Source organism: Streptomyces gardneri (assembly GCF_006539185.1).
In the GTDB taxonomy this organism is placed as follows: domain Bacteria; phylum Actinomycetota; class Actinomycetes; order Streptomycetales; family Streptomycetaceae; genus Streptomyces; species Streptomyces gardneri.
In genome coordinates this window covers 46,864-56,649 of the sequence record NZ_BJMN01000056.1, presented here as the reverse complement: position 1 = coordinate 56,649, position 9,786 = coordinate 46,864, and the positions used below count along the sequence as shown (strand labels likewise).

The following is a 9,786-nucleotide window of genomic DNA, read 5'->3' as shown; positions in this document are numbered from 1 at the left end:
GCGCTCTGCCTGTGGTGCTGCCTGGCCTGGACCGCGACCATCGTCATGTTCTGGTACGTGACCGCGCACAACGTCCGGTCCGGGCTGCTGCCCGCCCCGGCCGGGGTGCGGACCTTCCTCGGCGAGTTCGCCTTCGCCCTGCCCGTCCTGCACATCGGGATCATCGGGATGCTGATCCTGACCCGCTGGTGGGACTTCTGGACCAGCTGACGTGAAACCCTTCCTCCCCTGGCCGCGGGCCGCACTGATCGTGCTGCTCGCGGCCGTTCTCGTGCTCCTGCTGCCCCACGACGGGATCGCGCCCGGCGGGCGCCACACCGGGAGCCGGGCCCCGGTGGTGCCGGAGCCGCTGCCCGGGGTGCCCTCGGGCTTCTTCACCGGCTCCGACGAGGCCGGGGTGCGGCGGATCGCGCAGGTGCAGGCCTGGCTCGGCGGCGAGACGCTCACCGTCGGGCACACGTACCTGCCGGGCGACCGCTGGTCCAACATCGAGGGGCATCCGGCGCTCTTCGAGCCCTGGGCGCGCTGGAAGGAGGAGCGGCCGGGACGGCTCTTCGTCCTGAACGTGCCGCTGCTCGACCGCAACGAGGCGGGACTGCCGGACGCGGAGGTGCGCGCGGGGCTGCGGCGCGGCGCGGGCGGCGCCTTCGACGCGCACTTCAGGGTGCTCGGGGAGCGGCTCGTGGAGCACGGGCTCGACGACGCGGTGCTCGTGCTCGGCTGGGAGATGAACGGCACCACGTACAGCCATCGCTGCGGCCCGGACCCGGCGGCCTGGAAGGCGTACTGGCGGCGGGTCGTGGGGGTGCTGCGGGAGGTGGCGGGGCAGCGGTTCCGCTTCGACTTCACGCCGAGCCGGGGGCTCGACGCCGTGGCGTGGCCGCTCTGCTACCCCGGGGACGACGTCGTCGACATCATCGGGATGGACGCCTACGACCAGCCGGCCGGGGTCTCCTTCGAGGAGCAGGTGACCGAGGAGTACGGCCTCGAGCACCACGTGCGGTTCGCGGCGGCGCACGGGAAGCCCGTCTCGTACCCGGAGTGGGGGCTCTTCAGGAACGGGGACAACCCCGTCTACGTGCGGGGGATGCTCGACTGGTTCGCGGCGCACCGGCCCGTCTACCAGACGGTGACGGACTACTGCCCGCACGGAGTGTGGGAGTGCGCGGACAATCCGGAGTCGGCGCGGATCGTCAGGGGCGCGCTGGGGGCTCCCGCCCGCCCCTGACCGTCGTCGCAGGTCAGGCGTGCTGGTAGGCGACCAGCGAGATGCCGACGTAGTGGACGATGAAGGCCGCGAGGGTCAGCGAGTGGAAGACCTCGTGGAAGCCGAACCAGCGGGGTGAGGGGTTCGGGCGCTTCATGCCGTAGATGACCCCGCCCGCGCTGTAGAGCAGGCCGCCGACGATGACGAGGACGAGGACGGCGATGCCGCCCGCGTGCATGAAGTCCGGCAGGAAGAAGACGGCGGCCCAGCCCATCGCGATGTAGCAGGGCGTGTACAGCCAGCGCGGTGCGCCGACCCAGAAGACGCGGAAGGCGATGCCGGCGAGGGCCGCCGCCCAGACCGCCCACATGAGTGGCTTCGCCGTGGAGTCGGGGAGCAGGAGCAGGGTGAGCGGGGTGTAGGTGCCCGCGATGATCAGGAAGATGTTGGCGTGGTCGAGGCGGCGCAGGATGGCCTCGCCGCGCGGTCCCCAGTTCCCCCGGTGGTAGAGCGCGCTGATGCCGAAGAGCAGGCACGCCGTGAGGACGTAGATCCCGCAGGCCACTCGGGCGCGGGGCGAGTCGGAGAAGGCGACGAGGACGAGGCCCGCGACGATCACGGCGGGGAACATGCCGGCGTGCAGCCAGCCTCTGAGCCGAGGCTTCGGCGGGAGCGACAGGGGGTTCTCGACCGACCCGGGAATTTCGGTCGGGGTCACTTCCGGCATGGCTGCAGTCATGAGACCGCATCGTACCTACGCCCCCGTAGGTCCCGGATATGAGTGGCGATGCTCACGTGTGCGGCCCTCTGGACATATGGGCGTTAACATCGGATGATCAAATGAGTGCGGTCGGCACCGGATGAGCAGCTACGAAGCATCCGGGTCGCGGCCCCCACGGGGCATACACCAAAAAAACCCCTCAACAAGGAGCAATCGTGGCGCGCGACAACGCGGCTCCCACCACCGTCCCGACCCAGCACCAGGAGCTCGTCTCCTGGGTGAACGACATCGCCGAGATCACCCAGCCGGACAACATCGTCTGGTGCGACGGATCCGAGGCGGAGTACGAGCGTCTGTGCGAGGAGCTCGTCGCCAAGGGGACCTTCACGAAGCTCGACCCGGTCAAGCGTCCGAACTCGTACTACGCCGCTTCCGACCCCTCCGACGTCGCGCGCGTCGAGGACCGTACGTACATCTGCTCCGAGAAGGAGGAGGACGCGGGCCCGACGAACCACTGGAAGGCCCCGGCCGAGATGAAGGAGCTCTTCGCGGGCTCCGAAGGCATCTTCCGCGGCTCGATGCGCGGCCGCACCATGTACGTCGTGCCCTTCTGCATGGGCCCCGTCGGATCCCCGCTCTCCGCCATCGGCGTCGAGATCACGGACTCCGCGTACGTCGCGGTCTCCATGCGCACCATGACCCGCATGGGACAGCCCGTCCTGGACGAGCTCGGCACCGACGGCTTCTTCGTCAAGGCCGTCCACACCCTCGGCGCCCCGCTGGAGGAGGGCCAGGAGGACGTGCCGTGGCCCTGCAACACCACCAAGTACATCTCGCACTTCCCGGAGACCCGCGAGATCTGGTCGTACGGCTCGGGCTACGGCGGCAACGCCCTGCTCGGCAAGAAGTGCTACGCGCTCCGCATCGCCTCCGTCATGGCGCGTGACGAGGGCTGGCTCGCCGAGCACATGCTCATCCTCAAGCTGACCCCGCCGCAGGGCGAGTCGAAGTACGTGGCCGCGGCCTTCCCGTCGGCCTGTGGCAAGACCAACCTGGCCATGCTGGAGCCCACGATCTCCGGCTGGACCGTCGAGACCATCGGCGACGACATCGCCTGGATGCGCTTCGGCGAGGACGGTCGCCTCTACGCGATCAACCCCGAGGCCGGATTCTTCGGCGTCGCGCCCGGCACCGGCGAGCACACCAACGCCAACGCCATGAAGACCATGTGGGGCAACTCCGTCTTCACGAACGTCGCCCTCACGGACGACGGCGACGTGTGGTGGGAGGGGATGACCGAGACGGCCCCCGCGCACCTCACGGACTGGAAGGGCAACGACTGGACGCCCGCGTCCGAGACGCCGGCCGCCCACCCGAACGCCCGCTTCACCGTCCCGGCCGGGCAGTGCCCGATCATCGCGCCGGAGTGGGAGGACCCGAAGGGCGTGCCGATCTCGGCGATCCTCTTCGGTGGCCGCCGCGCCTCCGCCGTCCCGCTGGTCACCGAGTCCTTCGACTGGAACCACGGCGTCTTCCTCGGTGCGAACGTCGCCTCCGAGAAGACCGCCGCCGCCGAGGGCAAGGTCGGCGAGCTGCGCCGCGACCCCTTCGCCATGCTGCCGTTCTGCGGCTACAACATGGGCGACTACATGGCCCACTGGGTCAAGGTCGGCGCGAACGCGGACGCCGCGAAGCTGCCGAAGATCTACTACGTGAACTGGTTCCGCAAGAACGACGCGGGCAAGTTCGTCTGGCCCGGCTTCGGCGAGAACAGCCGCGTCCTGAAGTGGATCGTGGAGCGCCTGGAGGGCAAGGCCGAGGGCGTCGAGACCCCGATCGGCATCCTGCCGACCCCGGAGTCGCTCGACACCGAGGGCCTGGACCTGCCGGCCGAGGACCTGGAGTTCCTCCTCAAGGTCGACCGTGACGTGTGGCGCGAAGAGGCCGCCCTCGTCCCGGACCACCTGAACACCTTCGGCGACCACACGCCGAAGGAGCTGTGGGACCAGTACAACGCGCTCGTGGAGCGCCTGGGCTAGTCCCCTCCGAAACTCGTGGTGGGTTGCCCCGAAACACCGCCCTGACCAGTGGGGTCACGACGGCCCATCACGACGCATCCGGCCCCCGGAGCCCCCTCAGGCTCCGGGGGCCGGCGCATGTCCGCTACAGGATCGGCTGTCCGGCCTCGACGGTGGCGATCGCCCGGCGGCAGGCGTCGCGGAAGGCCTCGAAGCGACCGCCCGACTTGTACCAGGACTCCGCGCGGCCGCCGCGGGAGGACGGGTTGCCGAAGAGGCTCTTGCGCAGCTCCGTGGTCAGCTCCAGCTGGGCGCCCATGGCGAGCATCGTGCGGTTGCACGGGTTCTTGTCGTGGCTGCCGTTGAACTCGCCGAGCGTGGCGGAGTACCGGGGGTCGTAGGCGTCGACCGCCTGGAAGCCGGCGCTGTTGATCTCCGTCACCAGGGCCGCGCGGAACGCGGCGTTGAGGCCGCCGACGACGGCGACGCCGAGGTCTCCGGTCGGCGGGTAGGTGGCCGTGGGCAGGTTCAGCTGTTCGAACTTGCAGCCGTGCAGGGACAGGACGTTGAGGTGGCTCGCCGCGGTCGCCAGGGCGACGTGGTCGTCACAGTTCTTCGAGGTGACGTGCAGGGCGCTGTTGCCGTCGGAGAGCAGGCCCTCGAACATGAAGTAGTCGTGCACGGTCGGCAGGATCGGGTCGCCCGCAGGGTCGCCCATCCCTTCGCCCGGGGCGCTGCCCGGGCTGTAGCCGGCGATGCCCAGGCACAGCTCGCTCGTGCCTATCTCGATGCCGCCGCCGTGCAGCGCGAGGATCGCGGTGCGCTGGAAGCCGTACTTCTGGCTCATCTTGAGGTCGAACTGCTGGTGCCGGCGGTAACGGCGGCTGTACGAGGTGCCCTCGACCAGGTTCGTGTCCTGGTAGAGAAGGGTGTTCGACTTGTACTCGATCGGGTCCGGAAGCGTGACGTCGGAGGGCAGGGCGGCGGAGGCCGGGGTGGCGGCGGCGAGCTGGCCGAGGACCGGGGCTCCCGTCGTGGCTGCCGCGGCCAGTGCCGTCAGGATCGTGCGGCGGGAGGCGGAGTGTTCGAAAGGTGTCATGTGCGGACCGTAGTCGATCAGTTGCCGCGCCCTTCCACGTATTCCGTGTGGATGTGCTGACGGATCGCCTCCGCTTCCTGGAGGGCGGTGGCGATCGCCGTCGCCTCCTCGTGGAGCGCGGCCAACTGCCGTTCGAGATGGCCCTCCGGGGCTTCGGCGCCCGAGGTGAACCGCGACCACCACCGGGTCCGTACGAAGGTGTCGACGGCCTCCGGGACGTCCAGGCGGACCGCGCGGGCCAGGACGTGGAGGTGCTCCGGGTCGCTCACCCAGCCCGGTTCGAGCAGGGCTTCGAGCAGGGTGTCGAGCGCGGTGAGCCGCTCGCGCGGGGCGGGCGGCAGGTCCACCTCGGCCAGATAGACGCGCAGGGCCGTGAAATCGGTGCGCAGCTCGTCGAGTTGCTCGCTCGCGCTCGGGAAGCGGGGGGTGTCCGGGCGCTCGGGCGGGGCGATCAGCGCCCCCGCCCCGTACAGGCCCACGACCACCAGCGGCCACAGGGCGCCCGCGGCCCCGGTGAGGGTGAGCGCGAGACCGGCCAGGCCGGCGGCGCAGCCCGTCAGGTTCTTGCGGGACTCGGCGTACCGCAGGAGGCGGTTACTGGTAGCCACGGATCTCCTCGAAGGCGCCGTCGAGCGAACCCTGTCGGGCGTCGAAGAGCTTGCCGCCCGTCAGGCTCGCGATGTGGTCGAGCTCGCCGCGGTCGGAGTCCCCGAAGAGGATCGGGAAGACAGGGGTGCGCCGCTGCTCGGCGGGCAGGGAGCGGTAGAACGAGTCGAACGCGGAGGCCGGGTCGCCGTCGGTGTTCTCCCCGTCCGTCATGAGCACGATCGAGGTGAACGTGTCGTCGCCCGAGGACGTGCCGAGGAAGCGGTACGCCTCCTGGACGCTGGAGTAGATCGCGGTGCCGCCGGAGGCCGAGAGGCGCCCCGCGTCGCTCCGGATCGCGTCCTGCGCCGCCCGCGGCGAGGCCGGGTCGACCTTGTGCGTACGGACCTCGCCCTGCTTCACCGCGGAGCCGAAGGGCATCAGGGTGACCTCCTCCCGGTCCCGGAAGTCACCGGTGAGCTCGGCCAGCGCCGTCTTGAGGCGTTCGAGGCGCTCGCCCGCCATGGAGCCGGACGTGTCGAGCACGTAGACCGTGCGGGAGGGCCTGCGCAGGGTGTTGTCGTAGGAGTCGAGCAGACCGTCGGCGATGGCCCGGCTGCCGGGGAAGGGCAGCTCACGCCGCTTGTCCTCGGCGAGCGCGGAGGCCGGCGGGACGCCGAGGACGACCGGGCGGCGCAGGGTCGTCTCCGTGATGCGCCGCTGGGCGTCCGGGGTGCGCAGATAGGTGGTGAGCCGGCCGGCCGCCTCCTTCGCCTCGGTGCGCGCGGAGGTGAGCAGGGTGAGCGGATAGTCGGCGGTCACGACGCCGTCCGACGGCCGGATCACGGTGAGCTTCCCGGGCGCGGACAGCAGCACGGACTCGTAGTTGACGAGCGCGTCGACGTCGGCCCGGCGGTCGTAGGCGGTCGCGAGCCAGCCGGAGGAGCCGGACGTCAGCTTCTGGCCCGCGAAGAACTCCTTCAGCCGGGGGGTGGCCCGGGTGACGTCCTGACCGGTGAGCGCGGACTGGGCGCCGGAGAGCCCCGAGGCGACCGAGACCAGGGCGGAGAAACCGGAGTTGGAGCGCTTCGGGTCCGTCATGCCGTACGTCAGCTTCTTCTCGGCGACGGCCTTGTGCAGCTGCGACCAGGTGACCTTCGCCGGGTCCCAGCCGAGCCGGGCGACGGCGGCGGGCCGTACGCCGACGGCCACCGGCGAGGTCATGATCGGGGTCTCGCCGGTGATCCGTCCGGCGGTGTCCGGGCGGAGCCTGAGGTAGTCGTTGGAGGAGAGCCAGATCGCGTCGTACGCCTTCTCCGCCTCGCCGGAGGCGATCTGCTCGACGGCGTCGAGGGTGCCGGCGTAGGTGGGGCGGACGGTGACCCCGGTCGCCTTGCGGGCCTCTTCCAGTACGGGGGCCATGTCGGCCAGCTCGGAGGAGGCGAGGACCCGGAGCGTGCCCGGGGCGTAGCTCGTGCCGTGCCGGTCGGGGGTCGGGCCGCCCTGGCCGCCGACGGTGCTGTTGTCGACGGTGGAGCAGGAGCTGCCGGTGGCCGTGACGAGCAGGGCGAGGGCGAGGGCGGCGATCGCCCGGGGGAGGGAGCGGGGGGAGGCGGTCCTTGTCATGCGGGGCTGCCACCCTCCAGGGCGCTCGTGCGGCGGCTGCGCTCCAGGTGGGCGCCGGCCACCTGGAGTTCCGCGGTGAGGGACTCGACCGTGGCCGCCATGGACTCCGTCGCCCGCACCTTGTAGGTGTCGATGGCGTCGAGGGTCGAGTAGATCTGCTGGAACGCCGTGCGGAGCGTCTCCGCGCCCACCGCAGGGTTCGCCGCGATCTCCTGGATGTCGTCGGCCTGCTGCGACAGCATCGCCGCGTTGCCGAGGATCAGGCCCTCCGTCGTCGACCGCAGCACGTTCACCTGCTCGGTGACCTTGCGCTGGTTCTCCAGGGCGGAGGCGAGCATGACCGCGATCCGCAGGGCCGTCAGCGTCGTCGACGCCGCACGGTCCACGCCCTTGATCAGCTCGTCGTTGTTCCGGCGGACCACGTCCATCGCCATGTACCCCTGGGCGCAGACGGCGAGTTGGGTCAGCAGGTCCTGGTGCTTCTGCCGGACCGGGAAGAGGACGTCGGCGCGCAGCGCGTCCGCCTGGGCCGGGTCCGGGGTGAGCGTGACGCGCTCCTCGACGGCCGCGTCGAGGGCCTCCGTGAGGACCGCGTACTCCTGGAGCTTGCCCATGGTCTCCCACAGGCGGGACCGCTCGGTCTGCAACGCGGCGTTGTCGCGGCGCAGTTCGTCCTGGCCGCCGCGGAGGGAGCCGACGATGCGGTTCAGCGTGGCCTGCGAGGAGGCGTACTTGGCGACGTGGTCGCGCAGCTTGTTGCCGCCGGGGAGCTTGGCGAGCAGCCCCTTGATGCCCTTGGCGGGGGTGTCCCGGGGGTCCAGGTCCTCGACCGTGCGCCGGAGCTCGACGAGTGAGGCGCCGACCCGGGTCTGGGCGTCGCCGCCGGGCGCGCCGGTGCCGAGCGAGCGGACCGTGCGGTCGAGCATGCGGTTCGACTGCTGGGCGGCGGAGCGCATCTCGCCGGCGCCGAGCGCCGCGATCTCGCCGATGCGGCCCGAGAACTCGGGGGAGCGCGGGTCGAGCCCTTCGAGTGTGGTGACGTACTCGACGGCCCGCCGGGACATCTCGGTGCGGGTGGACTCGTCCAGCGGTACGAGGCCGGCGGCGGCCTGCGCGGTGCGGACGGGTGCGACCGGCTCGGGCGGGGTGAGGACGAGCGGGGTGTCGTGCTCGGGCGGGGTCAGGGCCATCGTTCTTCTCGGATCCTCGGGCTGCCGGCCGGTCATGCGGTGTCCCCCTGGTCGCGGGCCCGCAGTGCCATCTCGTGCAGCACCTTGCTGGTGGGCACGGGTGCCTGGCGGACGCCGGTGAGTGTCTGGTTGAGGTAGGCGGTGTGGGCGCCGGTGGCCGAGGTGAACTCGCCCTCCGGGCCCTGCGGCCGGAAGCCGTGGCGGACCGCGAGCTTGCGCAACTCGGGGTCGGTGGAGAGGAGTTCGCCGAGAGCCCGGCCGTTCTCGGTGAGTGGTACGAGGGTGTGGTCGCTGCTGACCGTGGTGTCCGGGTAGAGGACGACGAGGTCGCCCATCGGCCGGCCGGCGAGGAGCTGGGCGGCGACCTGGGACTCGTACACCAGGACCAGGGGGTTGCCGACGCCGCTGATGAAGTCGCGGAACGGGGCGTCGGAGCCCGCCTGTTGGGCGCCCTGCACCTGGATCAGCTTGCGCATGAGGGGTGCGGTGCGGGTGACGGCTGCGGTGTCGCCCGCGACCTTGCCGCCGTCGGCGACATAGCTCGCGGCCGCCAGGTAGAGGGCGCCGGAGTTGGAGGCGACCGGATCGGTGGAGGTGATGAAGAGGGTGCCGCTCAGCTCGGCGTGCCCGGCGGAGCCCTTCAGCTGCTGCCAGGTGCGGTCGGCCCGGGCGGCGGTCAGATAGGCGTCCATCTTCAGGGTGCCGGTCGTCCCGCGCGGGCCGAGGGTCGCGAGGCCGTTGGCCGCGAGGACCCGGGCCGCCGGGCTGTGCGCGACCACGACGAGCGGCGAGTAGAAGGGCCGCAGGGGGGCGGTGGTCGCCTTGTCCTTCGTCTTCGCCTTCGCGCGGAGCCCGTCGGCGGGCCCTCGGGAGGAAGGGAAGGCGAAGTCGTAGCCTTCGAGGGGCAGTTCGTCCATGTCCCAGGACCCGGAGGTCTCGGTGCCCACGGTGAAGCCCTTGGCGGCGAGCGCCTTCACCACCTGCGGGTCGGCGAAGAACTCGGCCTTCTCCGACCCGATGACTCCTCGCACGGTCTTCGTTGCCGTTCCTGTGTCCTTGTCGCCGCCCGTCACGAGGACGGCGGCCACGCCGCCGAGGAGCAGAACGGCCAGGACGATTCCCAGGATGCGTCTCACGCGGGCAGAGTGCTCGCGGAAACCCACATTCCAGGGGGAGTTGGGTGTACGGCGCGTGAAGTGCCGATCCCGGTACCGAACCGGAGCGGGGGCTGCCGTATCCCCGCGTATCCCTGTGTATCCGTGGGTGTGCCTGTGTGTCCCCGTGCGTCCTCGAAGGGGGCGGGGATGGGTGGCACCCGGTCCGCGCGGTTCGTGCCGCGC

The 9,786-nt window shown here is 71.1% G+C and carries 8 protein-coding genes and 1 pseudogene; 3 read left to right on the top strand and 6 right to left on the bottom strand.

The features are described from left to right. Window positions 1-210: pseudogene (locus tag SGA01_RS34780) on the top strand (vitamin K epoxide reductase family protein); the annotation flags it as partial. A 1-nt stretch (window position 211) separates the two neighbouring features. Further along, on the top strand, window positions 212-1,228 hold the full coding sequence (locus tag SGA01_RS34775; protein ID WP_141301801.1) for a glycoside hydrolase family 26 protein: 1,017 nt from the start codon (window positions 212-214) through the stop codon (window positions 1,226-1,228). A gap of 13 nt (window positions 1,229-1,241) precedes the next feature. Here SGA01_RS34775 and trhA read toward each other — a convergent pair whose 3' ends face one another. Further along, entirely contained in the window at window positions 1,242-1,946 is a 705-nt protein-coding gene (gene trhA, locus SGA01_RS34770; protein WP_141301799.1) for a PAQR family membrane homeostasis protein TrhA, read from the bottom strand. A gap of 197 nt (window positions 1,947-2,143) precedes the next feature. On the opposite strand from trhA, the gene SGA01_RS34765 reads away from it, so the two are divergent. Continuing rightward, window positions 2,144-3,967: a phosphoenolpyruvate carboxykinase (GTP) gene (locus SGA01_RS34765; protein WP_141301797.1), complete on the top strand. Its 1,824-nt coding sequence runs from the start codon at window positions 2,144-2,146 to the stop codon at window positions 3,965-3,967. Between the two features lie 124 nt (window positions 3,968-4,091). Here SGA01_RS34765 and SGA01_RS34760 read toward each other — a convergent pair whose 3' ends face one another. The 5 genes from SGA01_RS34760 to SGA01_RS34740 are packed head-to-tail and all read right to left on the bottom strand — an operon-like array spanning window position 4,092 to window position 9,609. Further along, the gene (locus SGA01_RS34760) at window positions 4,092-5,045 is read right to left on the bottom strand and encodes a poly-gamma-glutamate hydrolase family protein (RefSeq protein ID WP_174867625.1); all 954 of its coding nucleotides are present in this window, start codon (window positions 5,043-5,045) and stop codon (window positions 4,092-4,094) included. A gap of 17 nt (window positions 5,046-5,062) precedes the next feature. Continuing rightward, the gene (locus SGA01_RS34755; protein ID WP_174867623.1) at window positions 5,063-5,653 is read right to left on the bottom strand and encodes a hypothetical protein; all 591 of its coding nucleotides are present in this window, start codon (window positions 5,651-5,653) and stop codon (window positions 5,063-5,065) included. Then, window positions 5,640-7,256 carry a substrate-binding and vWA domain-containing protein gene (locus SGA01_RS34750; protein ID WP_141301795.1) on the bottom strand — a complete coding sequence of 539 codons (1,617 nt, stop codon included), beginning with the start codon at window positions 7,254-7,256 and terminating at the stop codon, window positions 5,640-5,642. The genes SGA01_RS34755 and SGA01_RS34750 overlap by 14 nt, the downstream gene beginning before the upstream one ends. Next, window positions 7,253-8,482, bottom strand: a complete 1,230-nt coding sequence (locus tag SGA01_RS34745; RefSeq protein ID WP_141301793.1) for a toxic anion resistance protein — start codon at window positions 8,480-8,482, stop codon at window positions 7,253-7,255. The genes SGA01_RS34750 and SGA01_RS34745 overlap by 4 nt, the downstream gene beginning before the upstream one ends. Then, the gene (locus SGA01_RS34740) at window positions 8,479-9,609 is read right to left on the bottom strand and encodes a hypothetical protein (protein WP_174867621.1); all 1,131 of its coding nucleotides are present in this window, start codon (window positions 9,607-9,609) and stop codon (window positions 8,479-8,481) included. The genes SGA01_RS34745 and SGA01_RS34740 overlap by 4 nt, the downstream gene beginning before the upstream one ends. Between the last annotated feature and the right edge of the window lie 177 nt (window positions 9,610-9,786).